We start from the raw sequence: 24,672 nt of genomic DNA on the forward strand, positions 1-24,672 counted from the left end.
GGTCTTCCCGGGGCGCGGGCGCTCACTCCTCGCCGACGAGTCCCGCCTCGTACGCGAGGATCGCGGCCTGCACCCGGTTCTTGAAGCCGAGACGGGCGAGGACCTGGCTGACGTACGCCTTCACCGTGCCCTCGACGACGTGCAGCCGCTGGGCGATCTCCGCGTTCGAGAGACCCGCCCCGACCAGGGCGAGCACCTCGCGCTCGCGTGCCGTAAGGCCTTCGATGCGGGTCCTTGCGGTGGCCTGCTTGCCGAGCTGCCCCGCGCCGAGGTGGGAGATGACCCGCCGCGCGATCGACGGGGAGAGGTACGCGCCGCCCTCGGCGACGGCCTGCACCCCGGCGATCAGCTCGCGCGGATTGCCGGACTTGAGGAGGAAACCGGCCGCGCCGGAGCCGAGCGCGCTCGCGATGTACTCGTCCTCGGAGAACGTGGTGAGCATCGCGACGGCCGTGCCGGGCGAGACCCGGCTCAGTTCGGCCGCCGCCTGGAGGCCGTCGAGCCGGGGCATCCGGATGTCGAGGAGTGCGACGTCCGGGCGGTGCTTGAGGGCGAGGTCGACCGCCTCGCGCCCGTCGGCCGCCTCGGCGACGACCTCGATGCCCTCGGCGGTGCCGAGGATCGCCCGCACTCCGGCCCGGATCATCGCCTCGTCGTCGGCAAGCAGCACTCGGATCATGCGAGCACGCTACCCGGCCGCCGGAGACCTTACGAAAGTGCAGGGCAGGTGCTGACCAAGGTCCCCTGTTCCGTGTCCCGTCGCTTCATAGCGTTCCTGTCGTCGCAGCCGGTGCGACCACCGAAGGCGCAGGCACCGAGAGGGACTTGGGGAACGAATGCTCACACTGCGGAACCTGACCAAGAGATACGGCGAGAAGACCGCCGTCGACGCGCTGTCCCTCGATGTGGCGCCCGGGAAGATCACCGGGTTCCTCGGGCCGAACGGCGCGGGCAAGTCCACCACGATGCGCATGATCCTGGGCCTGGACCACCCCACATCCGGCACCGCTCTCATCAAGGGCAAGCGGTACGCCGACCACGCGCACCCCCTGCGGGAGGTCGGCGCGCTCCTGGACGCCAAGGCCGTGCACCCCCGTCGCAGCGCGCACAAGCACCTCCTGGCGATGGCGCGCAGCCACGGCATCCCCGCACGCCGTGTCGACGAGGTGCTCGACGCCACGGGGCTCGGCGACGTGGCGGGCAAGCAGGCGGGCTCCTTCTCGCTGGGCATGGGGCAGCGCCTCGGCATCGCGGGGGCGCTGCTCGGCGATCCGGAGGTGCTGATGCTCGACGAGCCGGTCAACGGCCTCGACCCGGACGGCGTGCTCTGGATCCGCCGCTTCCTGCGGTCGCTCGCCGAGCAGGGCAGGACGGTGTTCGTCTCCAGCCACCTGATGAGCGAGATGGAGGTCACCGCGGACCGCCTCGTCGTGATCGGCAAGGGACGGCTCATCGCGGACGCGCCGATGCGGGACATCCTCGCGCGCGGCTCTCGCAACGCGGTCCGCGTGCGCGGGCCCGAACCGGACGGTCTGCACGCCCTGGCGGGACGGCTCGCGCCGGAGGCGCACGACGTCCGGCGGGTGTCGGCGCACGAGCTGGTGGTGACCGGCCTGACGCCGGAGCGCGTCGGCGATCTGGCCCACGAAGCACACGTACGACTGCATGAGCTGCGCGCCGTCGAGGCGTCACTGGAAGAGGCATACATGGAACTGACCGCAGGCAGCGTCGAGTTCGGGGAGGCCCGGCTGTGAGCACCAAGACTTCCGGAGGCCCGGCTGTGAGCCCACAGATCTCCGAGCGGCGTCGCACACCGTCGCGGACGGGCGGCGGCGGTGGTCTTCGCGGGGCCGTGGCCGCCGAGTGGACCAAGCTGTTCTCGCTCCGCTCGACCTGGTACTTCCTCCTCACGGCGACCGCCGTGATGGGGGTGACGGCCGCGTGCGTCGGTGCGGTCACCCATGACGCGGGAGCCTCGCCCGCCGACCCCGCGACGCTCGCCACCGTCTACGGCGTCGAATTCATCGTCGCCGGGCTCGCCATGCTCTGCGTCACCGGCGAGTACGCCACCGGGAGCATCACCAACACCTTCCAGTGTGTGCCGGACCGCTCACGCCTGCTGACCGCCAAGAGCCTCACCGTCGGGGTCGTGGCGTTCGGCGCCGGGATCGTGCTCGCGGTGCTCGGAGTGGTGGCGGGCGCGGCGGCCATGGACGAGTCGACGTTCGACTTCGCACACGTGGCGGGCCGGGTGTTTGCCGTCGCCGTTCACCTGATGCTCATGAGTGTCCTGACCATCGGCCTCGCGGCCATCGTGCGCAGTTCAGCCGGGACCATCACCGTGCTGTTCGTGCTGCTGCTCATCGTGCCGACGATCCTCCAATCGATTCCCCTCGACTTCCTCACGAACCTGGCGCAGTTCCTGCCCCAGGCGGCGGGCACGCAGTTCCTCACGGGCGACGCGGATCTCTACGGCCCCGCCACGGGGCTGCTGCTCCTCGCCGCCTGGACGGCCGCCTCCCTGACCCTGGCCATGGCGATCCTCCGGCGCCGCGACGCCTGAGCCACCCTCCGGCCACGACCACCCCTCCCCGAACGGAGACCGGAACTGTCATGCCCTCGACATCAGCTGCCCGGACACCCGCCGCCCCCGCTCCCGCCCCTTCCGCTACCACCCCCGCCGCTCCCGGCTCGTACGTCACTTCCATCGCCGACTCCGAGGAACAGATACGGGCCGCGCAGCGACTGCGGTACCGCGTCTTCGGCGAGGAGATGGGCGCCACGCTCCACACCTCCCTGCCCGGCCACGACGTGGACGCCTACGACGACCTCGCGGACCACCTGATCGTCACCGACACCACCACCGGCGAGGTCGTCGGCACCTACCGGCTCCTGCCGCCCGGCAGGTCCCAGCGGTCCTACTCCGACGCCGAGTTCGACCTGTGCGCACTGGAGGAGCTGCGGTCCTCCACGATCGAGGCGGGCCGCTCCTGCGTGCACCCCGACCACCGCTCCGGTGCCGTGATCAACCTGATGTGGTCGGCGCTCGCCCGCTACGTCCTGCTCTCCGGCCACCGCTATCTGGCGGGCTGCGCCTCGGTGCCGCTCTCCGACGGCGGCAAGGCGGCCTCCAACGCCTGGCTGCTCGGCACGTCCAAGCACGCGTCGCCGCCCGACCTGCGCGTGCACCCCCGGCGCCCCTGGGCGCCCACCGTGCCCACGGTGGAGCGGCCCGCCTACGCCGACCTGCCGCCGCTCCTGAGGGGCTACCTCCGCCTCGGCGCGTGGATGTGCGGGGCGCCCGCGCACGACCCCGAATTCGGCGTCGCCGACTTCTTCGTCCTCCTCGACATGGACCGGCTCGGTGACCGCTACCGCCGCTATTTCCTGGGCGAGACGCAATGAGCCCCGGGGGAGCCACGGCCGCGCTCGGCACCCTGGCCTGCACCCCGGCCTGCGTCACCGGCTCGGCGCCACGCGTACCGTCGGCCGAAATCGCCCGCCGGTACGCGGCGTTGGCGTACGAGATCGGCCTGGGCGTGGCTCAGGGCGAGCGCCTCGCCGAGCCCCGCGCGCTGCGGGCGCGGGCCTGGGGCATCCTTGGCGCCCTTGGTGTACGCCTCGAGGGAGGGCCGCAGCGGCTGACGGCGGACGGGACCCACAGGACCCGCCGGACCAGCACCGGCACCCTGATCGTCGCCAATCACATCTCCTGGCTCGACGTCGTCAGCCTGCTCGCCGTCGAGCCGGTGACGGTCCTCGCCAAGCGGGAGGTGGGCGGGTGGCCGGTCATCGGTGCGCTCGCCCGTCGAGCCGGTACGCAGTTCATCGACCGCGACGGGCTACGCCAACTCCCGCACGTGGTGGCAGAGTTGGCGTCGACCTTGCGCTCGGGACGCTCCGTCCTCGTCTTTCCCCAGGCGACGACCTGGTGTTCCGTCCCCGGCGGCCGGTTCCGCCGGGCCACCTTCCAGGCGGCGGCCGACGCGGGCGCACCCGTGCGTCCTGTGACCATCCGCTACTACCAGCACGGCACCCGCAGCACCACGGCCGCCTTCCTGGGCGACGAGACCTTCGGGGCCTCACTGCACCGCGTCGCCCGCGCCCGGGCACTGACCGTGCGGGTCACCGCGCACGCACCGCTGCACGGCTCCGACCGGCGTGAACTGGCCGCAGCGGCCCAAGCGGCCGTCGGCGAGCATGAGATGCCCGCTCATGTCTGAGCTGCTCGGCCGTCTGGCCGACGCGCTCCAGGCCAGGCTCGACTCGCCCTGGATCTGGCTGATCGTCTTCCTCGTGGCCGGCCTCGACGCACTGGTGCCCCTGATGCCGAGCGAGACGACCGTCGTGATGACGGCGGTGCTCATCGGCCCGGAACTCCCGCGCCTCGCCCTGCTCGGCGCCGTCGCCGCGGTGGGCGCGCTGTGCGGCGACTGCCTCAGTTTCGGCGTGGGGCGGTGGCTCGGGCCACGGGCGGTGGCACGCCTGATGCGGGGCGAACACGGCAGACGCCGCTACGCGTGGGGGCGCGCAATGGTCGAACGGCATGCCGCGGCCCTTGTGGTCGCGGCGCGCTTCCTGCCCGGAGGGCGGGTCGCCTCCGGCCTGTCCACCGGCAGCATGGGCTTCCCCTTCCACCGCTTCGCCGCCCTGGACGCCGCGGGGGCGGGGCTCTGGGCGGTCAGCAGTACGGCCATCGGGCTCATCGGCGGGGCGAGCTTCGGCGACGAGCCGGTGAAGGGCCTCTTGCTCGCCTTCGGCCTGGCCCTTTCGGCCGCCGCCGGGGTCGAGGCGGTACGCAGGTTGCGCAGACTGCGGGGGCGTCACGTCACCGCACCCTAGCCGTCAAGGACTTGGCCGGCGTCACCTCGCGGACATGCGCCACCGCGTCGAACCACTCCGTGAGGGAACTGCCGGACAGGTGATGGGCGGCGTCCTCGCGCGCGTCGTAGAAGGGGCCGACGATGCGGGTCCTCGCGGGGGCGCTGAAGTAGGCGTCCACGGGCGCGGGGTGCTGTGCGCGCAGGTCGAGGAAGTACGCGGGCAGGTCGGCCGCGCCGAGCACCGCCTCGGCGAACTCCGCCGGCGGCACCGGGTACTCCGTTCCGTGGTGGAAGGTCAGCGCGACGGACACGTAACCGTTGCCGAAGTGCTCGCGCAGGTGGCCGCCCGCGTTGCGGTGGGTCTGGGGCACGGGCGATGACACCGTACGGGGGTCGCCGACGGCCGTGTGGGTGAGGCCGCCCCAGTAGACGGTCTTCTGCCGGGTGCGCTCGTGCCACCGGACCGCGTCGTCGGCCAGGGCCCGCTCGATCTCCGCGAGACCGACACCGGGCGGCGCCGACTGCGTGGGGAGCGCGGCCAGTTGAACGGGGTCGTGCGGGTTGCTTTCGTTGTGGGCGCGCATCCAGCGCAGTACGTCGAGGATCTCCCCCGTGCGCCAGAAGGAACGGGCTTCGGAGAGCATCGCTTCCGGATCGCCCGCCCCGGTCAGGACGTACGCGTCGAGCCCGAGCCGTGCGGGATCGTCCCCTTCGAGGACGAGAGAACGGAATCCCTGGTCCTCGACCAGGAAGCGCAGCATCCGGTGCTGGAGGACGGACAGCTCGTGCGTCGCACGGGATCCCACGCCGAGCGCGACGATCTCGGCGCCCGCCGCCGCATCGGCCAATGGGCGCAGGTCGGTCAACTCAGCCTGCGTTGCGGAGGTGTTGATGGGGTGGGCGTGCTGGTTCAGCCAGTCGACTGCCGCTTCGGTTGTTGTTGCTCCTGGAGTGTGGTTCATGGGGTCAGAGTCGTTCCTGAAGCCTGGTTGAGGTCAACTGTGGCGCGAGTTACGGGAACTCGCGAGTTACGGGAACTCGGGTCCCGCCGCGACCGACTCCTGAGTTGTGTCGCACGGGCGGCCGACCGGCCGACCGGCCAACAGGTATGACCAGGAGGAGAGTTGAGAGACGAGATGAGCGCGGCTGAGCTCGAGGCCGGTACGGGCCGTCGTCGGCTGCTGCGGGGCGCGGTGGCCGGGACGCTTGGCGCGGTCGGCCTCGCCGCCGCGTCGGACCACCCGGCGCGCGCGGCCGGTGGTCACGCACCCGACGCACCCGACGCACCCGGCCAGGACGACGAGAAGGCGCTGAACGTCGCCGTTCTCCTCTACGACGGGTTCACCGCCCTGGACGCCGTCGGCCCGTACGAAGTGCTCTGCCGCGTACCGGGCGTGCGCGTGACGACGGTCGCCCGGAGGGCGGGCCCGGTCCGCACCGACACCGGTGAACTGACGCTGGTGGCCGAGCGGGCCATGAGCGAGGTCAGCGGAGCCGACGTGCTGCTGGTGCCCGGCGGCGGCAATCGCGGAGTCGTCGCGATGATGGAGGACGCCGACGTCCACCGGTGGATCCGCCGCATCCACCGCCGCTCCACATGGACCACCTCGGTCTGCACAGGCTCCCTCATCCTCGGCTCGGCGGGCCTGCTGCGCGGACTCCCCGCCACCACCTACTGGGCATCGCGCCCCTACTTGGAGAAGGTCGGCGCCGTCTACACCCCCGGCCGCTTCGTCGAGACCGGGAAGATCATCACGGCGGCGGGCGTCTCCGCGGGCATCGACATGGGCCTGCACCTCGCATCCCGCCTCTCCGACGAGAAGGTCGCGCAGGCGATGCAGCTCGCCGTCGAGTACGACCCGGACCCGCCGTACGACACCGGAAGCCCCGAGAAGGCCGACGCGCGGACGCAGGCCCTTGCCCTGAAGCTGCTCGAGGACTCGGCGCGCTAGGGCAAGGCTCCTCCTCACCTATGCGGGGCGGAGCGCGAATGCAAAGATGACCCCGCCATGACTGCTGGGTGGTGTTCTCGCGCGGTGCGGGCTGCGGTGTTCGCGGCAGCCTGTGTGCTGCTCGCTGCCCTGGGGCACGTGCTGATGTCGGGCACGTCGGTGCCCTGGTGGACGCTTGGCGCCGCGGCCGTCGCAGTCGGCGGCACGGGGTGGGCGCTCGCCGGGCGCGAGCGTGGACTGCCCCTTGTCGTCTCCGTGACGTTGGTGGTCCAGGCCGCCCTGCACTCGGGGTTCTCCCTGGCGCAGGCCGCCGCGCAGCCCTCGGGTGGAGAGCCGCTCGTACGGCGGTGGGTGCAGCACATGCTCTGCGCGGCGCCGATGCCCGGGTCGGGAGCGACGGCGGGAGGGGCGGCCATGCCCGCCATGCCCTCGCCAGGGTCCCCCATGGAACGCATGGAGCACATGGACCACATGGGCGGCGGCCACGACATGGGCGGCATGTCGCCGACCGGCATGCTCGCCGCCCACCTTCTCGCCGCGCTCCTCTGCGGCCTCTGGCTCGCGCACGGCGAACGCGCGGCCTTCCGTATCGCGCGCGCCTTCGCCGGGTGGATCATCGCCCCGCTGCGCGTGCCTCTCGCGCTGCCCGCGCCCGCACACCGTCCCCGCATAAGGGCCCAACGCCAACGTTCGGCGGGCCGGCCACGGCAGTTGCTCCTCGTGCACGCCATCACTTCTCGGGGTCCGCCCGCCGGGACCGCTGTCGCCTGACAGCTGGTTCCCCGACGCCGTTCCCGCCGCGCCACGCCGCGCGTCCTGACGGCTCGGGCATCGGTCGTACGCACTCCCGCGCGGCCGTACCCCCTCACCGGACCCGCCGACGCACGCACGCATATACGTACGAACGGCGCGTCCGGGTCCCGGAATCCCGGAATCCCGAGAAGGACACCAGGTGATCATTCCTGCCCTGCCCAGCTCACCCGACGAGTCGATAACGGCCTGGGCGCTCGCCGCCCGCGCCGGTGACCCCGAAGCGGTCGAGCACTTCGTACGAGCCCTGCACCGGGACGTCCGCCGGTACGTGACGTACCTCGGCGGCGACCCGCAGGCCGCCGACGACCTGACACAGGACACGTTCCTGCGGGCCCTCGGCAGCCTGCACCGTTTCGAGGGGCGCTCGTCCGCCCGTGCGTGGCTGCTCTCCATCGCCCGGCGCGCGGTGATCGACAGCCTGCGGTACGCCGCCGCCCGGCCCCGCCTCTGCGACACCGACGACTGGCAGTCCGCCGCCGAGCGGGCCCAGCCGAGGGGCCTGCCGGGCTTCGACGACGGCGTGGTCCTCGCGGACCTGCTCGCGACGCTGCCCGACGAGCGGCGCGAGGCCTTCGTCCTCACCCAGCTCCTGGGGCTGCCCTACGCGGAGGCCGCGCTGCTCACCGGCTGTCCGGTGGGCACGGTCCGCTCGCGTGTGGCGCGGGCCCGCATCGCGCTGATGGAGCGGCTGCGGGACGCCGAGCACCCCGCGCTCGCGGGCGCCGCGGCCTGACACGGCGTACGGCCGCCCGGCCCCGACGCCGGGCGGCCGTACGCCTCCCTCTGCACTGTCCGGCGGGCCGTGCTCGGCCTGCTCGGCGCCCACTCGGAGATCTCGGAGATCCTCGAGATCCCGGAGATCCCGGAGAGCCGATCGACTAGCGCAGCATCGGCAGTTCGATCGCCGGGCAGCGGTCCATCACCATCTCCAGGCCCGCTGCCCGCGTCCGCTCGTACGCCGCCTCGTCGATGACGCCCAGCTGGAACCAGACCGCCTGCGCGCCGATCGCGACGGCTTCATCGGCGGCCCGGCCCGCCAGGTCGCTGTTGAGGAAGACATCGACGACATCGATCTTGAAGGGCACGGCGGAGAGGGACGGATAGCCCTGCTCGCCGTGCACCGTCTCGGCCTTCGGGTGGATCGGGACGATGCGCTTTCCGTGGCGCTGCAGGACACCCGCGACCCCGTACGCGGCCCGCCCCTCGTTCGTGGACAGGCCCACGACCGCCCAGGTGTCTCCGAGCTCCGTCAGGATCTTGCGCACTGTTGCCGGATCGCCGTACACGTCCCGCTCCTTCTGCCGCCGATGGTCGGATGACTGCGCGACGACCGAAGTCCTCGCGTCGCGTCATACATACACGTCAGACGCGTACGTCAGACATTCACGCCGAAGTCCGACGCGATTCCGCGCAGCCCACTGGCGTAACCCTGGCCGACCGCGCGGAATTTCCACTCCGTGCCGTGGCGGTAGAGCTCGCCGAAGACCATGGCGGTCTCGGTCGACGCGTCCTCGGAGAGGTCGTAGCGGGCGATCTCCGCGTTGTCGGCCTGGTTGACCACGCGGATGAAGGCGTTGCGGACCTGGCCGAAGCTCTGGCCGCGGTTCTCGGCGTCGTGGATGGAGACCGGGAAGACGATCTTCGTGATCGTGGCGGGCACGGCGGCGAGGTTCACCTTGACGGCCTCGTCGTCGCCCTCGCCCTCGCCGGTGAGGTTGTCGCCGGTGTGCTCGACCGAGCCGTCGGGGCTCTTGAGCTGGTTGTAGAAGATGAAGTGCTGGTCGGAGACGACCTTCCCCGAGTCGTCGCAGAGCAGCGCGCTGGCGTCCAGGTCGTAGTCCGTGCCGGTGGTCGTGCGGACGTCCCAGCCCAGGCCGACCAGGACGGCGGTGAGGCCGGGGGCCTCCTTGCTGAGCGAGACGTTGCCGCCCTTGGCCAGGGAAACTCCCACGATGTCCTCCTGAAGTCCTGAGGTGATGTGCGTACCGGCCTTGGTCAGGGCCGGACTTAAAAACTACAACACTGTAGAAGTAGGTGAGGTGCCGTGGGCCGACACCACGTCCCGTTACGATGTGGGGCTCCTCAAGGGGCCGTCAAGAGAGCCGGCAGGACAGCGGCCGGGACGACTGTCAGCAGGCATCCAGGAGGGACACGGGCATGGAGCGGCATGAACGCGAAGCGCGGCAGCCCCGCCCAGGGCGGCGCGGGCAGGGCGAGCTGGAGGCGCAGGTGTTCGCGACACTGCACGGCGCGCCGGGCCCCGTGAACGCGGCCTGGGTGCAGGAACGTATCGGCGGAGACCTCGCGTACACCACGGTGATGACGATCCTGACCCGGCTGCTCGCCAAGAACACCGTCACGCGCGAGCGTGCGGGCCGGTCGTTCGTGTGGCGCTCGACGGTGGGGGAGGCGGGGCTCGCCGCGCTGCGGATGCGCAAGGTGCTCGACGGCGAGAGCGACCGCAGCGCGGTGCTCGCCAGTTTCGTCACCACGCTGTCGCCCGACGACGAGCGGATGCTCCGGGGGCTCCTGGCGTCGGCCGACACGGCGTAGGGGGACGCGGAGTAGAGGGGGCGCGGAGTAGGGGGCCCGCGGCGAACGGCCGCACGCCCCCTACGAGTTCACCGGTCAACCGGCGTCACAAAGGTATGAAGACCTCAGAGCCTCAGAGCCTCAGAGGTCGAACTCGTGCGGCGGCAGGTCGAGCGCGAAGCACGCCTCCCGCACGACGGCCCGCTCCGTCTGGTCGAAGTCGCCGTCCGCGCCGCCGATGACGATGCCGATCTGGATCACGGCACGCGCCTCGGCGGGCTTCTTCTTCGCCTTGGCGACCTCCTGCAACACGCTGACCTTGCCGAACGCGAAGTCGGCGGTCAGCTTGTCGACGTACTCGTCGAAGCGACGCCGCAACTCGTCGGCGGGGAAGTTCTGCAGCACCTCGTTGGAGGCGATGAGCTGGGCCACGCGCTGGCGTTCGGACGGGTCGATCGTGCCGTCCGCCGCCGCCACGAGGGCGCACATCGCCATACTGGAGTCGCGGAAGGCGCCGCTCTTGAGGTCGTTCTTCTTCGCCATGAGCTGGGTCTGCATCGTCGATGCGGATTCCTTGACGCGGTCCCACAGGGCCATGAGAGCTCCGTATGTCGGTTTCTTGTTTCTACAGCACTGTAGAAACTAGCAGGCGGATCGAGCCGAGCGGTCCGCGTGAGGCAGACGCCTAAGGCAAACGCGCAAGGCAGACGCGCAAGGCAGATGCACAAGGCAGAGAGGACGGACGATGACACGTACCGCACAGGAACTGCTCGACGCCGTGACGCGGGAGCTCGCACCGGACCCCGCGGCCAACCCGCTCGTCCCGCTCATTGCGGACGGCACCGCGAACCGTTCCGCGATCACCGCTCTCGCCCTGGAGCAGCGCTCCGTGATCCCCGCCGACCGCCGCTCCTTCCTGCACCTGGCCGCACGCTCGGCCGACGCCGGAGAAGCCGAGTGCGCGGCCTTCTTCCGCACCCTCGCCGAAGGGGAGGCGCTCGCCTTCGGCAGGCTCGACGCCCTGGTCGCGGCGTGCGGCGTGGCCAAGACCGACGCCGACGCGTACGAGCCGCGCGCGGGCTGTCAGGCCTATCCGGCGTACGTGGCCTGGCTCGCCCTGAACGGAACTCCCGCCGACGTGGTCCTCGCCCTGACCGCCAACTTCGCGGCCTGGGGCGCCTGCTGCGCGACGCTCGTCCACGCGCTCCCGGCCCACTACGGCTTCAGCGAGGAGGCCTGCGGGTTCTTCGCGTTCTTCGCCGAGCCCGCGCCCGACCTCGAACGGCAGGCGCTCGCCGCGGTGCACGCGGGCATGGACCGGGGCATGGACCCGGCAGGCTCGGCTCTGCGCTTCGGGAAGCTGTTGCAGCGCTACGAGGCGATGTTCTGGGAGACGCTCGCCGACCCCGCACGCGGTCTCTGACCGCCCGGGGTCTGCGCCCCCCCGTATGGCTAACCCCCGCGAAACTCCGCCAGTTGAGCCACGAGGCCGCGTATCAGCGCGTCTAGCCCCGACGCGAACGCCTCATCGGCCCGCCCCGCCTTGGTGCCGCCGCCGGCGCTCTCCAGCGCGGCCGCGAGGACGGGCACCCGTGGCGCGTGCCCGGCAGGGTTGATCATCAGTGGCGGTGCCACGAGGTCGAGCGCCGAGCCGAGGAGGAAGGACTCGACGCTGGTCACCGCCGCGACAAGGCGTTCCTGCGGCCAGCCGCCGCGCGAAAGGGCGGTGACGACAGCCTCGTACATGCTGAGTGTGGCCGGTGAGCTGATGGTCGTGGTGGCGAGCAGGCCGATGGAGTGCGGGTGCCGGGCGAAGGCGTCGCGGTACGAACGGGCCCACGCGGCAAGGGCGTCGGGCCACGGCAGCGTCTCGAACGCGGAGACGTCCATCTCCTCGACGATCAGGCGGCGTACGCCCTCGACGACCTCGGCGCGGCCGTCCAGATGGTTGTAGAGCGAGGCGGCCCTCACCCCGAGCCGCGCGGCCAGGCGGGGCAGGCTGAACGCGTCGGCCCCCTCGGCGTCGATCAGCGCGAGTGCCTCCCGCGCTATCAGATCCGCGCTGAGCGCCGGTGTGCGCGGTCTCCCTCTGCCCATGGCCCGGCAACTCCCTTCCCCTGATGCGGTCTTCACAGCTGCCCTTGTGCAGAGTACGGTCCTGCGCAGCCCGGACTAAAGGCTTTAGTTGACGAGTCACCGTTCTGCGCCCCACCCGGAACCTGCTCTCGGGAGTACCCGCGTGACCGCACCCACCTCCCCTGCCTCCCCCAACGTCAAGGGCCTGAGCGGCGGCGCCGTCGGCACCGGCGACCTCGTCTTCTTCGTCGTGGCCGCCGCCGCCCCGCTGACCGTGATGGCCGGAGTGGCCCCCCTCTCCATCGGCATGGCGGGCCGGGCCGCGCCGCTCGGCTATCTGATATCGGGGCTGCTGCTCATCGTCTTCGCGGCCGGGTTCACCGCGATGAGCCGCTTCGTCCGCAACGCGGGCGCCTTCTACGCCTACATCGGCCGAGGGCTCGGACGCCCGGCCGGAGCGGGATCCGCGTACGTCGCGCTCTTCTCGTACAACGCCATCGAGGTCGGACTGCTCGTCGCCTTCGGGTGGTTCACCGAGTCCGGGTTCGAGGATCTGACCGGGGTCCGCGTGGCCTGGTGGATCTGGGCGCTGGCCGGGCTCGTCGCCATCGGTGTGCTCGGCTATCTGAAGGTCACGTTCAGCGCCAAGGTCCTCGGTGTCGCGCTGGTCCTCGAAGTCCTCGTGCTCCTGGTCTTCGAGGCCGGTCTGCTCGCGCACGGCGGCGGGCCGCAGGGCCTCGACCTGGGCACGCTCTCGCCGGAACACCTGGGCGGTGCGGGAGTGGGCGGCATGTTCGTGCTCGCTGTCGGCGCCTTCGTCGGGTTCGAGGCGACGGCCATCTACGCGGAGGAGGCGCGCGAGCCGGAACGTACGGTGCCGCGCGCCACCTACATCGCCGTCGCGTTCCTCGCGCTCTTCTACACCTTCACGGTGTGGACGATCATCAACGCGTACGGGTCCGACCGCGCCCAGGCCGTCGCGAAGGGCGAGGGCGGCGCCGACATGGTCTTCACGGCCACCGAGCGGTTCGCGGGCGCCTGGGCGGCCGACTCCATGCACGTGCTGATCATCACCAGCGCCTTCGCGGCGACGCTCGCCTTCCACAACGGCGCCGCCCGCTACTTCTACGCCCTGGGCCGCGAAGGACTGCTGCCGCGCCGCCTCGGCACCGTTTCCCCCAGAACGCGGGCACCCGCCTCGGCGGTCGTGACGCAGTCGGCCCTCGCGCTCGCCGTGGTCGGCGTGACCCTCGTCAGCGGCGCGGATCCGTACAGCGTCACCTTCCTGTGGAGCAACGGCTCCGGCATCCTCGGCGTGATGCTGATGCAGGCGCTCGCCGCGCTCGCGGTGTACGGATTCTTCCGGCGCGAGCGCAGGGGCATGCCCGCCTGGCGGGTGGTCGCGGCGCCGCTGACCGCCTGCGCGGGCCTCGCGGTACTGATCGCCCTGGTGTGTGCCAACCTCGATCTCCTGACGGGTGCTTCGGGTGGCGTCAACGCGGCCCTCATCGCCCCGCTGCCCGTGCTGTTCGTGGCGGGAGCGGCGCTTGCCCTGCGGATCCGGCGGCGCGCACCGAGGGCGTACGAACAGCTGACGACAGTGGACGCGGAGAGCGTGTGATGGAGGGGCCGAACAGCATGGCGGACGAGACGGTGGTGACGCGGGTCTTCCTGGGGGCGGTCCGCACCGGAAGCGACATCCACGGAGACACCACGGCACTGGCCGTACGAGGCGGACGCGTCGTCGCTCTCGGGGACGAGGCCCGTGCGCTCGCCGAAGTGGCCGAGGACATCGTCGAGTTGGGGGACGGGCTGCTCATCCCCGCTTTCGGTGACGGTCACGCGCACCCGCTCTTCGGGGGCCTGGAGAGCTTCGGCCCGCAGATCAAGGACCTCACCTCGGTCGACGCGATCGTCGCGGAGGTCGGACGGTGGGCCGCCGCGCACCCGGACGCGGAGTGGATCGTCGGCGCCTCCTACGACCCCGCGCTCGCGCCCGACGGCGAGTTCGACGCCCGGTGGCTGGACGCCGAGGTGCCGGACCGGCCCGTCGTCCTGCGCGCTTACGACTACCACACGGTGTGGTGCAACACGGAAGCGCTGCGGCGAGCAGGCGTGCGGGACACGACGCCGGACCCGCGCCTCGGCTGGATCGTCCGGCGCCCCGACGGCTCGGCCCTCGGCACCCTGCGCGAGTGGCACGCCTGTGACCTGGTGCTCGACCAGGTGCCTGCCCGCGAAGAGGCCGAACTCGTCGAAGCCGTGCGCCGCGCGGGGCAGGCGTACGCGCGGGCGGGCATCACCTGGGTGCAGGACGCCTGGGTCGAGCCGGAGATGGTGGAGGCCTATCTCGCGGCGGCCCGGCACGACGCGCTGAGCGTCCGCGTCGACCTGGCCCAGCGCGCCGACCCCGACCGCTGGCGCGAGCAGCGTAAACAGTTCGACGCGACGCGCGGGCGCGTGGCAGCCGATGGCGGCCCGCTCCTTTCGGCGCGCACGGTCAAGTTCTTCAGCGACGGCGTGATCGAGGGCGGTACGGCCGCGCTGCTCGCCCCCTATCTGGACGCGCCGCACAGCTGCGGCATGCCCGTGTGGGAGCCGCGCGCGCTCGCCGAAGCGGTGTGCGCGTTCGACGCCGACGGCTTCAGGACGCACATCCACGCCATCGGTGACGCGGGCGTACGGGCGGCGCTCGACGCGGTGGAGGCCGCCGTCCACGCCAATCCGGCCTGGGACAGGCGGCCCGTGATCACCCACGTCCAGCTCGTCGACCCGGCCGACCTGCCGCGCTTCGCGGCGCTCGGCGTCATCGCCAACTTCGAGCCCCTGTGGGCACAGCCCGACCCGGTCCAGACCGATCTGTCGATGCCCCGGATCGGCGCCGAAAGATCCGACCTGCAGTACCCGATGGGGGAGTTGGCGCGCGACGGGGCGCGGATCTCCTTCGGCAGCGACTGGCCCGTCAGCTCGTACGAACCGCTTGAGGGCATCCAGGTCGCGGTCACCAGGCGTACGTTCGACGGCCTTCCGGAGGGCGGCTGGACCCCGCACCAGCGCCTCACGGTGGAGCAGGCGCTCGCGGCGGCCACCAGCGGCGTCGCCCACCAGGCGGGCGCGGACGACCGCACCGCGCTCGTGCCCGGTGCGCCCGCGGACCTGGTCCGGCTCTCCGCCGACCCGCGCACCGTGGACCCGATGGCCATCCGGCACGTGAGGGTGCTCGGCACGTGGCTCGGCGGAGCCCCTACGTACCGGGAACGGGAGGAACGGGAGGAGTGAGCGGCAGGACGATGGCGGTGACGGCTATGCCGTCACGTATCAGCCAGGTGCCCCGGAAGCCCGTCAGCTCGCGCCCCGCCACCTTCGGCCCGGGGACGAGGAGAGTCGCGGCGAACGTGCCGTCCGGCCTCAGGTCCATCCGCGCCTCCTCGAAGCCGAGCCAGCGTCCGGTGAGCGGGAACCACGTCTTGTAGACGGACTCCTTGGCGCTGAAGAGAAGCCGGTCCCAGGGGACGTCCGGATGCCGGACGCCGAGCTGGGTCAGGGCCGTGCGCTCCGCCTCGTCCGCGACCAGTTCCAGGACGCCGGGGTCGGGGAGGGGGTCGGCCGGCTCCGCGTCGACGCCGACGGACAGGATCGCCGAGTCGCGGGCCACGACGGCGGCGCGGTAGCCCGCGCAGTGCGTCATGCTGCCGACGATCCCGTCGGGCCAGCGCGGCGCTCCCTTGGGCCCGGGCAGGATCGGCACGGGCGGCACGCCGAGCTCGGCGAGGGCGGCGCGGGCGCACCGGCGGACCGTGGCGAACTCGATGCGCCGCTTGTCCACGGCCCGCGCCACGACGTCAGCCTCCTCGGGGAACAGGAAGGGATCGGCCGGTTCGTCCCGGGTGGTCTCCACGACGGTGACGGGCGCGGCGGCGAGCAGCGACCGCAACACGTCGATGTCGGCGGGGACTTGCGCGTCCGTACCGCTTTGGGCCTGGCGTGCGCGATTCGTAGGTGACGTCACAATGGATCACCGTACCGGGGCCGTGGCGTGCGCGGGGGCCTACTCTGGCGTGATGCACGACGAGTACCGCACAGTGGCCCGTGAGGCCGTGCACGAGACCGAGATCAACCGCTCGCGCTTCCTGTGCGCCCTCGCCCCCGCGGCCACCGAGCGGGAGGCCCAGGACTTCGTCGCGCGCATCCGCAAGGAGCACCCGTCCGCCTCGCACAACTGCTTCGCGTACGTCATCGGGGCCGACGCCGGGGTGCAGAAGGCGAGCGACGACGGGGAGCCCGGGGGCACCGCGGGTGTGCCGATGCTCCAGATGCTCCTGCGGCGTGACATGCGCTACGTCGTCGCCGTCGTGACCCGCTACTACGGAGGGGTCAAGCTCGGCGCGGGCGGACTGATCAGGGCCTACGGAGGAGCCGTCGGCGAGGCCCTCGACGCGGTCGGCACTCTGACCCGCAGGCGCTTCAGGCTCGCCACCGTCACGGTCGACCACCAGCGCGCGGGCAAGATCCAGAACGATCTGCGGTCGGCGGGGCGCGAGGTGCGTGACGTTCGCTACGGGGACGAAGTGACCATCGAGATCGGTCTTCCCGACACCGACGTGGAGGCCTTCACGGCCTGGCTCGCGGACGCGACGGCGGGCAGCGCGGTCTTCGAGCTCGGGGGAGAGGCGTACGGGGACGCCTGACGCGCGGGCGGCGACGGACGGGATGTTCGCAGGGGGCAGATCGGGGTTCGTGATCGAGCAGGTGCCGACAGGCGCTAGCGTGGTGGGTGCTGTCGGCGGGGCCCGTGCCGGGGCGGTCCTCGATCCGGGCACAGGAGGGGTTGAGTGAGCATGCGGGCCGGAGCGGCGTCTTGAGAATTCTGCACACGTCCGACTGGCATCTGGGCCGGTCCTTCCACCGCGTGAACATGCTCGGCGCCCAGGCCGATTTCATCGGTCACCTCGTCGCCACGGTGCGTGAGCGCGAGGTGGACGCCGTCGTCGTGTCCGGTGACGTGTACGACAGGGCGGTGCCGCCGCTAGCCGCCGTCGAGCTCTTCGACGACGCGCTGCACCGGCTCGCGGATCTCGGCGTCCCGACGGTGATGATCTCCGGCAACCACGACTCGGCGCGCCGCCTCGGTGTGGGCGCGGGCCTCATCGGCCGCGCGGGCATCCACCTGCGCACCGCGCCGGCCGCCTGCGGGGAGCCCGTGGTCCTGGCCGACGGCCACGGGGACGTGGCGTTCTACGGCCTGCCCTATCTCGAACCGGCTCTGGTCAAGGACGAGCTCGGGGTGGCGCGAGCAGGTCATGAGGCGGTGCTCGGCGCCGCCATGGAGCGGGTGCGCGCCGACCTGGCAACGCGGACGCCGGGCACCCGTTCCGTCGTCCTCGCCCACGCCTTCGTCACCGGCGGCGAGGTCAGCGACAGCGAGCGGGACATCACGATCGGCGGGGTGGCCGCCGTGCCCTCCGGGGTCTTCGACGGCGTCGACTATGTCGCGCTCGGTCACCTGCACGGCAGCCAGGCCATCAGCGGGCGCGTGCGCTACTCGGGCTCCCCGCTGCCGTACTCCTTCTCGGAGTCCGCGCACCGCAAGAGCATGTGGCTCATCGACCTCGGCGCGACGGGGGAGATCGAGGCCGAGCGGATCGACTGCCCGGTGCCGCGAGCGCTCGCCCGCATCCGGGGAGACATCGAGACGCTGCTCGCAGACCCGGAGCTCGCCCGCCACGAGGACGCCTGGGTCGAGGCGACGCTCACCGACCCGGTGCGCCCCGACGACCCCATGGCCCGCCTCTGTGAGCGCTTCCCGCACACTCTGAGCCTCGTCTTCGACCCGGAGCGCGCACCCGAGGACCCGGACGTCTCGTACGCCCAGCGCCTCAAGGGCCGCAGCGACCAGCAGATCGCGGAGGACTTCGTGACCCATGTGCGGGGCACGGGGCCCGACGGGCGCGAGCAGGCGGTGCTGCGGGCGGCGTTCGACACCGTCCGCGCCGACGACGCGCTGGGCGAGGTGGCCCGATGAGGCTGCACCGGCTCCGGATCACCGCGTTCGGCCCCTTCGGCACCACCCAGGACATCGACTTCGACGACCTCTCCGCCGCCGGGCTCTTCCTGCTGCACGGACCGACCGGCGCGGGCAAGACGTCCGTCCTGGACGCCGTCTGCTACGGCCTGTACGGCTCTGTGCCTGGCCCCAGGCAGGGCAGCGGTCAGGGAGTGACGCTGCGCAGCGACCACGCGAAGGTCGGTACGCGGACGGAGGTGTGCCTTGAACTCACCGTCGCCGGACGCCGGTTGGAGGTCACCCGGCAGCCGCCTTGGGAGCGCCCGAAGAAGCGCGGCACCGGCACGACCATGGAGAAGGCGCAGAGCTGGCTGCGGGAGTACGAGGCCGGGGGCGCCGGGCGCGAGGGGGCCTGGAAGGACCTCAGCCGCTCCCACCAGGAGATCGGCGAGGAGGTCACGCAGCTGCTCGGCATGAGCAAGGAGCAGTTCTGCCAGGTGGTCCTTCTGCCCCAGGGTGATTTCGCGCGCTTCCTGCGGGCCGACGCCGAGGCCCGCGGCAAGCTGCTCGGGCGGCTCTTCGACACGCGCAGGTTCGCCGCGGTCGAGCAGCGGCTCGCCGAGCAGCGGCGCGATGCCGAGGGCGCGGTGCGGGGAGGCGACGGGGAGCTCCTCGCCGACGCGCACCGCATGGAGCAGGCCGCCGGGGACATCGTCGGGGACGCACCGTCGCCGCTGGCCGAGCTGTCGCCCGGCGATCCCGGGCTCGCCGAGTCCGTCCTGACCTGGGCCGCCGTCGCCCGCACCGGCGCCCGCGAGCGGCACACGATCGCCCGGTGCGCTCTCACTGCCGCCGAGTCCGTGCAGGCCGCAGCGGGGCGCGCTCTCGACGACGTACGCGAACTCGACCGGCTGCAGGGGCGGTTCGACCAGGCGTGGGAGCGGTCCCGGCGCCTTCAGGAGCGTGCGGACGAGCACCGGCAGCGGCAGACCCGGATGGAGCGGGCCCGCAAGGCCGAGACGGTCGCGCCCGCGCTCGGGCTTCGCCGGGCCACCGAGGAGGAGCACCGTCGTGCGAGCGCCGACGAGGCGCACACGCGTGGACGGCTGCCCGCCACGTTCGCGGACTCCGGCGCGTCGGGGCTCGCCGCCGCCGCGCGCAAGGTCTCCGAGGAACTCGGCGGCCTCGAATCCGCCCGGCGCGCCGAGCACCGCCTTGCCGAACTCGGCACGGAGCGCGCGTCGTTGGAGCGCGAGGAGCGAGCCGACGACGATCTTTCGCGCGAGGCCGCGGGGTGGCTCGACGGCTGGGAGACGACCCGGTCCGCACTCCAGGAGCGTATTGAATCCGCCCAGGACGCGGCCACGCGCGCGGAGCACCTCGCGGGCCAACTGGAGCCCGCGCAGGGCAGGTTGGACGCGGCGCGCCGTCGCGACCGCCTCGCCCGGGAAGTGTCCACCGCGCACGAACGCGCCCTCGCTGCCCGTGAGCGTGCCACCGCTGCCCACGAGCATTGGCTGGTCCTCAAGGAGCAGCGCCTCACCGGCATCGCGGCGGAACTGGCGGCGGGCCTGACCGACGGAGCCCCCTGCGCGGTCTGCGGAGCCACCGAACACCCCGCACTCGCCCCGAAGGGTGCCGGTCACGTCGACCGGGCCACGGAGGAGTCGGCGCTCGCCGCGTACCGGCAGGCACAGGAGCGGAGCACCGAGCAGGAGCGGCACCTCGGCGAGGTGCGCGAGTCGTTGGCGGCGGCCGGGGCGGCGGCGCTCGGGTCGTCCGCCGGGGACACCGCTTCCGAAGACCTGGAGACGGTCCCGGAGGTACCGTCCGTCGAGCGACTCGCCGCATTTGTGGAGAATCTGCGAGGTGAACACGCCGAGGCGCGCAGTCGTGCCTCCGGACTTCACGCTGCCAGGGAAGCCCTCGCCCAGGCCGAGCGCGAGCACGACCGCAGGGTCGCTGTCCGGCAGGGAGCCGCCGTGCGGGCCGCGTCGCGTACGACTCTGCGGGACACTCTCGACCGCGAACAGGCAGGCCTGGACGTCGAGTTGGCCCGCGCGCGGGGTGCGAGCGAAAGCGTCGCGGCGCGAGCCGCCCAACTGGAGCGGCAGGCCGCGCTCCTGACCGAGGCGGCGGAGGCCGCACGCGTCGCCGCCGACACCGCCCAGCGGCTCAAGGACGCCGACGCACGACTCGCCGACGCCGCCTTCCGTGCGGGGTTCGACACGCCGGGGGACGCGGCCGAAGCCCTGCTCGACGACGCCCGCCACCGCGAGCTGCAGCACCGTATCGACGAGTGGCAGAACGAGCAGGCGGCAGTGCGTTCCCTCCTCGCCGAGCCGGACGCGGCAGCCGCCGCCGAGCAACCGCGTGCCGACCTGCGCGCAGCCCAGGAAGCCGCCGAAGACGCCGACAGGCAGGCCCGCGCGAGCGCCTCCGCACTCGACGCGGCCACGCGGCGCTGCGCCGAACTCGACCGGCTCTCCGACCGGTCGGCCGCCGGAGCCAGGCGGCTCGCGCCGCTGCGCGACGAGTACGACCGTGTGGCGCGCCTCGCGGGACTCGCCGCGGGCACATCGGCGGACAACGAACGCAGGATGCGCCTGGAGTCCTACGTCCTCGCCGCCCGGCTCGAACAGGTCGCGGCCGCCGCGACGGCGCGGCTGCGGCGCATGTCGTCGGGCCGCTACACCCTGGTCCACTCCGACGACCGCACGGGGCGCGGCCGTTCGGGCCTCGGCCTGCACGTGGTCGACGCGTGGACGGGCCGCGAGCGCGACACGTCCACGCTCTCGGGCGGCGAGACCTTCTTCGCCTCGCTCGCCCTCGCGCTCGGCCTCGCGGACGTCGTCACCGACGAGGCCGGCGGCGTACGGCTCGACACGCTCTTCATCGACGAGGGCTTCGGCAGTCTCGACGACCAGACGCTCGACGAGGTCCTCGACGTGTTGGACTCACTGCGGGAGCGGGACCGCAGCGTCGGCATCGTGAGCCACGTCGCGGACCTGCGCCGCCGCGTCCACGCGCAGCTGGAGGTCGAGAAGGGCCGTGCGGGGTCGGTCGTACGGCAGCGGGGCGGGGTCTGAGGGGCAGCGGGGGTCAGCGGGGGTCAGCGGCCCAACGGGCGCCTCGGCAGGGGAGAGGAGTAGACGATGCTCGTCGTCACGGACCCAAGGGCGCCGATCTTCCCCGCGACCTCCTCCAGGTGACTCATCGAGCGCGCCGCGACCTTGATCACGAAGCAGTCGTCGCCGGTGACGTGATGCGCTTCGAGTATCTCGGGGGTCGTCTCGACCAGATCGTGGAACGGCTTGTAATTGCCGTTCGGGTAGCGCAGACGCACGAACGCCAGGATGGGCAGACCGAGCCGATCCGGGTCCACCACGGCCGCGTACCCCTGGATCACGCCCGCCTCCTCCAGGCGGCGGACCCGTTCGGTGACGGCGCTCGGGGACATGGCGACGGCGCGCGCCAGCTCGGCATAGCTGGCGCGGCCCTCACGCTGGAGGACATCGAGGATGCGCCAGTCGGTGGCGTCCGTGGAATAACCGGTCATGCCTGAGAGGTAACAGGGGAATCCCCGGCTGATCAAGGGGTACGCCGGTGATCGGCTCTTCAGGGCGCGCGGCTCCGCCCGTAGATTTCTGGCCATGAGCACAGTGATGAACACCGAAGCGATGACCGTCACGGGCCCGGCTGCCGCCGCCGCGTACTTCGGCGCGAGCCTCGCCTTCCACACCGACGTGTCCGACGTCGCATCGGCGCTCGCCGCCGACGGCGACCCCGGCTTCGTCGTCATCGACTCCCGCTCGACCGAGTGCTGGGACCAGGGACACATCCCCGGAGCGATACACCTGCCCACCGCGCTCATCCCCGAGCAGGCCGAGCGACTCCTCGACAAGTCCGTCCCCGTCGTCACCTACTGCTGGGGCCCCGCCTGCAACGGCGGAACCCGCGCCGCGCTCGCCCTTGCCCAACTGGGCTTCCAGGTCAAGGAGATGCTGGGCGGTTTCGAGTACTGGGCCCGTGAGGGTCTCGCCTTCGAGACCTGGGAGGGCAGCGAGCGCCGCACTCCCGACCCCCTGGTGGCTCCGCTGGACGCGGAGGACTGCGGCTGCTGAGAAGGGACGGCGGGCGGGTCCCGTAAGCGATGCGGGCCCGCCCCGGCCCTCAGAGTGCCGACAACTCGTCCACCAGGTCGTCGAGCCCCAGCGACCCCTGCGACAGCGCGGCCATGTGCCACGCCTTCGCGTCGAAGGCCTCACCGAGGCGCCGCTGTGCGTTCTCGCGCCCGAGCAGCCAGGCCCGCTCGCCCAGCTTGTAGCCGATGGCCTGGCCGGGGATGGAGAGGTAGCGGGTCATCTCGCTCGCCACGTACTCCGTGGGGCGGCTGCAGTGCGCGTCGTAGAACTCCTGCGCGAGGTCAGAGGTCCAGCGCTCGCCCGGGTGGAAGGGAGCGTCCGCCGGGATCTCCAGTTCCAGGTGCATGCCGATGTCGACGATGACCCGCAGCGCCCGCATCATCTGGGCGTCCAGATAGCCGAGCCTGCGCTCCGCGTCGTTGAGGAAGCCGAGCTCGTCCATGAGCCGCTCCGCGTACAGCGCCCAGCCCTCCGCGTTGGCGCTGACGATGCCGATCGTCGCCTGGTAGCGGGAGAGGTTCTCCGCGACGTGCGCCCACTGCGCCAGCTGGAGGTGATGACCGGGCACGCCCTCGTGGTACCAGGTCGAGACCAGGTCGTACACGGGGAAACGGGTGTCGCCCATCGTCGGCAGCCAGGTCCGCCCCGGACGCGAGAAGTCCTCCGACGGGCCCGTGTAGTACGGGGCGGCGGCGCCGCCCGGCGGGGCGATGCGGGACTCCACCTTGCGTACCCGCTCGGCGAGTTCGAAGTGCGTGCCGTCAAGGGCCTCGATCGCCTCGTCCATCAGCTCCTGCAGCCAGACCCGCACCTCCTCCACGCCCTCGATGTGCGTGCCGTGCTCGTCGAGGTGGGCGAGCGCCACCCATGGCGTGGCCGCGCCGGGCAGGATCTTCTCGGCCTCGGTGCGCATCTCGCCGAGCAGCCGGTGGAACTCGGACCAGCCGTACGTGTACGCCTCGTCGAGGTCCAGGTCGGCGCCGTTGAAGTAGCGGGACCAGCGGGCGTAGCGCTCGCGGCCCACCGTGTCGGGGGCACCCTCGATCGCGGGCGCGTACACGTCCCGCATCCAGTCGCGCAGCGCCACGACCGACGCGGTGGCGGCGCGTGCCGCGGCGTCCAGTTCGGCGCGGAGTGATTCAGGCCCTTCCGATGCGAACTCCTCGAACCAGCCGCGGCCCTCGTCGCCGCCGGGGCCCGCCCACTCGCCGAGCTGCTCGATGAAGGTGGCCGTCGGGCGCGGAGGCGCGAACAGCTTGCGTTCCAGGCCGAGTTCGAGCGAGGCGCGATATCCCTCGTACGCGGCGGGCACGGCCCGCAGGCGTTCGGCGATCGCCGACCAGTCCTCGGCCGTCTCCATCGGTGTCACGGTGAAGATCTCGCGCACCGCGTGCGGGATCGTGTGCAGATTGCCGACCGCGCGCAGCCCCTCGTCGGCCTCGTGCACGGCGAGTTCGGCGGTGAGCCGCTCCCGCAGGAGCCGCGCGCACCGGCGCTCGGCGTCACTGTCGGCGCCGGGCAGACGCTCCGCGTCGTCGAGCCGGGCGAGCGTCGTGCGAGCGAGCTCAGCGACGGCGTCCTGGCCCGCCGGTGAGGTGTCGGGGAGCTTGCTGTGGCTCGCCTTGACGCCGAGATATGTGCCGTTGATGGGGTCGAGGGCGATGAGCTCGTCGACGTAGGTGTCGGCGACCTGGCGGGGCAGTGGGCTGCTGCTCCCGCTCGTGTTCGGGCTCGGGATCTTCGTGTCTGGCATGCGCACATCCTCGTACGCGGGACACACCCGCGTCATCAGGATTGGCCGGAGCTTTCCCCTTGGTCATCGGCCCTGGGGCCCGGCGGCAGGAGTGGTCCGCACTCCCACTGCTGGAAGATCAAACGGGTCTCCACGCGTGCCACTTCGCGCCGCGACGTGAACTCGTCCAGGACGAGCCGCTGGAGGTCCGCCGTGTCGGCCACCGCCACATGCACCAGATAGTCGTCGGGCCCCGCCAGATGGAACACCGAGCGCGACTCCGGCAGCGCCCTGATCCGGTCCACGAACGGCCCGACGAGCTCCCGCCTGTGCGGCCGCACCTGCACGGAGAGCAGCGCCTCCAGGCCACGCCCGAGCTTCGCCGGATCGAGCCGCAGCTGGTGCCCGAGGATCACACCGGAGCGGCGGAGGCGGGTGATCCGGTCCAGACAGGTCGAGGGCGCGACGCCCACCTGGGCCGCGAGATCGCGGTAGGTGATCCGGGCATCGTTCTGCAGCAGCCGCAGTATGCGGAGATCTACCGGGTCCAGTACGACAGATTCAGCCACCCGCCGAACGTAGCACGGGCTTCAAC

Annotated in this window: 26 protein-coding genes; 16 read left to right on the forward strand and 10 right to left on the reverse strand. The window is 72.1% G+C overall.

The window, feature by feature from the left end; genetic code table 11:
- Positions 1-22: 22 nt before the first annotated feature.
- Entirely contained in the window at positions 23-679 is a 657-nt protein-coding gene (locus tag ACWFRJ_RS36525; RefSeq protein WP_453541095.1) for a response regulator, read from the reverse strand.
- Positions 680-836: 157 nt separating this feature from the next.
- Here ACWFRJ_RS36525 and ACWFRJ_RS36530 point away from each other — a divergent pair, with 157 nt between their 5' ends.
- Genes ACWFRJ_RS36530 through ACWFRJ_RS36550 form a run of 5 tightly spaced genes read left to right on the forward strand, consistent with a single transcriptional unit; the run spans position 837 to position 4,842 of the window.
- On the forward strand, positions 837-1,754 hold the full coding sequence (locus ACWFRJ_RS36530; protein WP_453541098.1) for an ABC transporter ATP-binding protein: 918 nt from the start codon (positions 837-839) through the stop codon (positions 1,752-1,754).
- A complete protein-coding gene (locus ACWFRJ_RS36535) occupies positions 1,751-2,563 on the forward strand; it encodes an ABC transporter permease (protein WP_453541101.1) in 813 nt (270 codons plus the stop codon). Before ACWFRJ_RS36530 ends, ACWFRJ_RS36535 begins: the two co-directional genes overlap by 4 nt.
- 50 nt (positions 2,564-2,613) lie before the next feature.
- Positions 2,614-3,405, forward strand: coding sequence for a GNAT family N-acetyltransferase (locus ACWFRJ_RS36540; RefSeq protein ID WP_453541104.1), 792 nt, complete (start codon positions 2,614-2,616; stop codon positions 3,403-3,405).
- The gene (locus ACWFRJ_RS36545) at positions 3,402-4,223 is read left to right on the forward strand and encodes a lysophospholipid acyltransferase family protein (RefSeq protein WP_453541107.1); all 822 of its coding nucleotides are present in this window, start codon (positions 3,402-3,404) and stop codon (positions 4,221-4,223) included. Before ACWFRJ_RS36540 ends, ACWFRJ_RS36545 begins: the two co-directional genes overlap by 4 nt.
- Positions 4,216-4,842 (forward strand): DedA family protein, encoded by a 627-nt coding sequence (locus tag ACWFRJ_RS36550; RefSeq protein WP_453541110.1) that lies wholly within the window; start codon positions 4,216-4,218, stop codon positions 4,840-4,842. Before ACWFRJ_RS36545 ends, ACWFRJ_RS36550 begins: the two co-directional genes overlap by 8 nt.
- On the opposite strand, the gene ACWFRJ_RS36555 is transcribed toward ACWFRJ_RS36550, so the two are convergent.
- Positions 4,829-5,785 (reverse strand): erythromycin esterase family protein, encoded by a 957-nt coding sequence (locus ACWFRJ_RS36555; protein WP_453541113.1) that lies wholly within the window; start codon positions 5,783-5,785, stop codon positions 4,829-4,831. The genes ACWFRJ_RS36550 and ACWFRJ_RS36555 overlap by 14 nt on opposite strands.
- A gap of 174 nt (positions 5,786-5,959) precedes the next feature.
- Between ACWFRJ_RS36555 and ACWFRJ_RS36560 the strand changes: the two genes are divergently transcribed.
- From ACWFRJ_RS36560 to ACWFRJ_RS36570, 3 genes are all read left to right on the forward strand, one after another.
- Positions 5,960-6,775 (forward strand): DJ-1/PfpI family protein, encoded by an 816-nt coding sequence (locus ACWFRJ_RS36560; protein WP_453541116.1) that lies wholly within the window; start codon positions 5,960-5,962, stop codon positions 6,773-6,775.
- 57 nt (positions 6,776-6,832) lie between these two features.
- Positions 6,833-7,546, forward strand: coding sequence for a hypothetical protein (locus ACWFRJ_RS36565; protein WP_453541118.1), 714 nt, complete (start codon positions 6,833-6,835; stop codon positions 7,544-7,546).
- 181 nt (positions 7,547-7,727) lie between these two features.
- Complete coding sequence (locus ACWFRJ_RS36570) at positions 7,728-8,321, forward strand: sigma-70 family RNA polymerase sigma factor (RefSeq protein WP_453541121.1); 594 nt, start codon at positions 7,728-7,730, stop codon at positions 8,319-8,321.
- 145 nt (positions 8,322-8,466) lie between these two features.
- Here the strand turns inward: ACWFRJ_RS36570 and ACWFRJ_RS36575 are convergent, their stop codons facing one another.
- Positions 8,467-8,874, reverse strand: a complete 408-nt coding sequence (locus ACWFRJ_RS36575) for a CoA-binding protein (protein WP_453541124.1) — start codon at positions 8,872-8,874, stop codon at positions 8,467-8,469.
- Between the two features lie 89 nt (positions 8,875-8,963).
- Positions 8,964-9,539, reverse strand: a complete 576-nt coding sequence (locus ACWFRJ_RS36580; protein ID WP_361843358.1) for a TerD family protein — start codon at positions 9,537-9,539, stop codon at positions 8,964-8,966.
- Positions 9,540-9,745: 206 nt separating this feature from the next.
- Between ACWFRJ_RS36580 and ACWFRJ_RS36585 the strand changes: the two genes are divergently transcribed.
- Positions 9,746-10,141: a BlaI/MecI/CopY family transcriptional regulator gene (locus tag ACWFRJ_RS36585; RefSeq protein ID WP_453541127.1), complete on the forward strand. Its 396-nt coding sequence runs from the start codon at positions 9,746-9,748 to the stop codon at positions 10,139-10,141.
- A 120-nt stretch (positions 10,142-10,261) separates the two neighbouring features.
- Here the strand turns inward: ACWFRJ_RS36585 and ACWFRJ_RS36590 are convergent, their stop codons facing one another.
- Positions 10,262-10,717, reverse strand: a complete 456-nt coding sequence (locus ACWFRJ_RS36590; protein WP_453541130.1) for a tellurite resistance TerB family protein — start codon at positions 10,715-10,717, stop codon at positions 10,262-10,264.
- 148 nt (positions 10,718-10,865) lie between these two features.
- Between ACWFRJ_RS36590 and ACWFRJ_RS36595 the strand changes: the two genes are divergently transcribed.
- A complete protein-coding gene (locus ACWFRJ_RS36595; protein ID WP_453541133.1) occupies positions 10,866-11,543 on the forward strand; it encodes a transcriptional regulator in 678 nt (225 codons plus the stop codon).
- A 29-nt stretch (positions 11,544-11,572) separates the two neighbouring features.
- Here the strand turns inward: ACWFRJ_RS36595 and ACWFRJ_RS36600 are convergent, their stop codons facing one another.
- Positions 11,573-12,217: a TetR/AcrR family transcriptional regulator gene (locus ACWFRJ_RS36600; RefSeq protein ID WP_453541136.1), complete on the reverse strand. Its 645-nt coding sequence runs from the start codon at positions 12,215-12,217 to the stop codon at positions 11,573-11,575.
- A gap of 142 nt (positions 12,218-12,359) precedes the next feature.
- On the opposite strand from ACWFRJ_RS36600, the gene ACWFRJ_RS36605 reads away from it, so the two are divergent.
- The gene (locus tag ACWFRJ_RS36605; RefSeq protein ID WP_453541139.1) at positions 12,360-13,817 is read left to right on the forward strand and encodes an APC family permease; all 1,458 of its coding nucleotides are present in this window, start codon (positions 12,360-12,362) and stop codon (positions 13,815-13,817) included.
- A gap of 17 nt (positions 13,818-13,834) precedes the next feature.
- Positions 13,835-15,475 (forward strand): amidohydrolase, encoded by a 1,641-nt coding sequence (locus tag ACWFRJ_RS36610; protein WP_453541142.1) that lies wholly within the window; start codon positions 13,835-13,837, stop codon positions 15,473-15,475.
- Here ACWFRJ_RS36610 and ACWFRJ_RS36615 read toward each other — a convergent pair.
- Entirely contained in the window at positions 15,441-16,133 is a 693-nt protein-coding gene (locus ACWFRJ_RS36615; RefSeq protein ID WP_453541576.1) for a 4'-phosphopantetheinyl transferase family protein, read from the reverse strand. The two genes, ACWFRJ_RS36610 and ACWFRJ_RS36615, sit on opposite strands and share 35 nt — an antisense overlap.
- Before the next feature lie 124 nt (positions 16,134-16,257).
- Between ACWFRJ_RS36615 and ACWFRJ_RS36620 the strand changes: the two genes are divergently transcribed.
- The 3 genes from ACWFRJ_RS36620 (at position 16,258) to ACWFRJ_RS36630 (ending at position 21,289) form a co-directional block, all read left to right on the forward strand.
- Positions 16,258-16,884 (forward strand): YigZ family protein, encoded by a 627-nt coding sequence (locus ACWFRJ_RS36620; protein ID WP_453541145.1) that lies wholly within the window; start codon positions 16,258-16,260, stop codon positions 16,882-16,884.
- Positions 16,885-17,054: 170 nt separating this feature from the next.
- Positions 17,055-18,218: an exonuclease SbcCD subunit D gene (locus ACWFRJ_RS36625; RefSeq protein WP_453541147.1), complete on the forward strand. Its 1,164-nt coding sequence runs from the start codon at positions 17,055-17,057 to the stop codon at positions 18,216-18,218.
- Complete coding sequence (locus ACWFRJ_RS36630) at positions 18,215-21,289, forward strand: AAA family ATPase (protein WP_453541150.1); 3,075 nt, start codon at positions 18,215-18,217, stop codon at positions 21,287-21,289. The genes ACWFRJ_RS36625 and ACWFRJ_RS36630 overlap by 4 nt, the downstream gene beginning before the upstream one ends.
- Positions 21,290-21,312: 23 nt before the next feature.
- Here the strand turns inward: ACWFRJ_RS36630 and ACWFRJ_RS36635 are convergent, their stop codons facing one another.
- Positions 21,313-21,759, reverse strand: coding sequence for an Lrp/AsnC family transcriptional regulator (locus ACWFRJ_RS36635; protein ID WP_453541153.1), 447 nt, complete (start codon positions 21,757-21,759; stop codon positions 21,313-21,315).
- A 94-nt stretch (positions 21,760-21,853) separates the two neighbouring features.
- On the opposite strand from ACWFRJ_RS36635, the gene ACWFRJ_RS36640 reads away from it, so the two are divergent.
- The gene (locus ACWFRJ_RS36640; RefSeq protein WP_453541156.1) at positions 21,854-22,324 is read left to right on the forward strand and encodes a rhodanese-like domain-containing protein; all 471 of its coding nucleotides are present in this window, start codon (positions 21,854-21,856) and stop codon (positions 22,322-22,324) included.
- A gap of 49 nt (positions 22,325-22,373) precedes the next feature.
- Here the strand turns inward: ACWFRJ_RS36640 and ACWFRJ_RS36645 are convergent, their stop codons facing one another.
- Entirely contained in the window at positions 22,374-24,098 is a 1,725-nt protein-coding gene (locus tag ACWFRJ_RS36645) for a DUF885 domain-containing protein (RefSeq protein WP_453541159.1), read from the reverse strand.
- 35 nt (positions 24,099-24,133) lie between these two features.
- Complete coding sequence (locus ACWFRJ_RS36650; RefSeq protein ID WP_453541162.1) at positions 24,134-24,646, reverse strand: Lrp/AsnC family transcriptional regulator; 513 nt, start codon at positions 24,644-24,646, stop codon at positions 24,134-24,136.
- Between the last annotated feature and the right edge of the window lie 26 nt (positions 24,647-24,672).

The sequence above is a fragment of the Streptomyces sp. NPDC055239 genome (assembly GCF_053606205.1).

Excerpts from the sequence above, each read along its gene's own strand:
- ACWFRJ_RS36565 (WP_453541118.1), top strand. The coding sequence starts at position 6,833 with ATGACTGCTGGGTGGTGTTCTCGCGCGGTGCGGGCTGCGGTGTTCGCG.
- ACWFRJ_RS36630 (WP_453541150.1), top strand. The coding sequence starts at position 18,215 with ATGAGGCTGCACCGGCTCCGGATCACCGCGTTCGGCCCCTTCGGCACC.
- ACWFRJ_RS36610 (WP_453541142.1), top strand. The coding sequence starts at position 13,835 with ATGGCGGACGAGACGGTGGTGACGCGGGTCTTCCTGGGGGCGGTCCGC.
- ACWFRJ_RS36525 (WP_453541095.1), bottom strand. The coding sequence starts at position 679 with ATGATCCGAGTGCTGCTTGCCGACGACGAGGCGATGATCCGGGCCGGA.
- ACWFRJ_RS36545 (WP_453541107.1), top strand. The coding sequence starts at position 3,402 with ATGAGCCCCGGGGGAGCCACGGCCGCGCTCGGCACCCTGGCCTGCACC.
- ACWFRJ_RS36595 (WP_453541133.1), top strand. The coding sequence starts at position 10,866 with ATGACACGTACCGCACAGGAACTGCTCGACGCCGTGACGCGGGAGCTC.
- ACWFRJ_RS36640 (WP_453541156.1), top strand. The coding sequence starts at position 21,854 with ATGAGCACAGTGATGAACACCGAAGCGATGACCGTCACGGGCCCGGCT.
- ACWFRJ_RS36555 (WP_453541113.1), bottom strand. The coding sequence starts at position 5,785 with ATGAACCACACTCCAGGAGCAACAACAACCGAAGCGGCAGTCGACTGG.
- ACWFRJ_RS36585 (WP_453541127.1), top strand. The coding sequence starts at position 9,746 with ATGGAGCGGCATGAACGCGAAGCGCGGCAGCCCCGCCCAGGGCGGCGC.
- ACWFRJ_RS36530 (WP_453541098.1), top strand. The coding sequence starts at position 837 with ATGCTCACACTGCGGAACCTGACCAAGAGATACGGCGAGAAGACCGCC.
- ACWFRJ_RS36540 (WP_453541104.1), top strand. The coding sequence starts at position 2,614 with ATGCCCTCGACATCAGCTGCCCGGACACCCGCCGCCCCCGCTCCCGCC.
- ACWFRJ_RS36635 (WP_453541153.1), bottom strand. The coding sequence starts at position 21,759 with ATGACCGGTTATTCCACGGACGCCACCGACTGGCGCATCCTCGATGTC.
- ACWFRJ_RS36550 (WP_453541110.1), top strand. The coding sequence starts at position 4,216 with ATGTCTGAGCTGCTCGGCCGTCTGGCCGACGCGCTCCAGGCCAGGCTC.
- ACWFRJ_RS36645 (WP_453541159.1), bottom strand. The coding sequence starts at position 24,098 with ATGCCAGACACGAAGATCCCGAGCCCGAACACGAGCGGGAGCAGCAGC.
- ACWFRJ_RS36590 (WP_453541130.1), bottom strand. The coding sequence starts at position 10,717 with ATGGCCCTGTGGGACCGCGTCAAGGAATCCGCATCGACGATGCAGACC.
- ACWFRJ_RS36620 (WP_453541145.1), top strand. The coding sequence starts at position 16,258 with ATGCACGACGAGTACCGCACAGTGGCCCGTGAGGCCGTGCACGAGACC.
- ACWFRJ_RS36560 (WP_453541116.1), top strand. The coding sequence starts at position 5,960 with ATGAGCGCGGCTGAGCTCGAGGCCGGTACGGGCCGTCGTCGGCTGCTG.
- ACWFRJ_RS36600 (WP_453541136.1), bottom strand. The coding sequence starts at position 12,217 with ATGGGCAGAGGGAGACCGCGCACACCGGCGCTCAGCGCGGATCTGATA.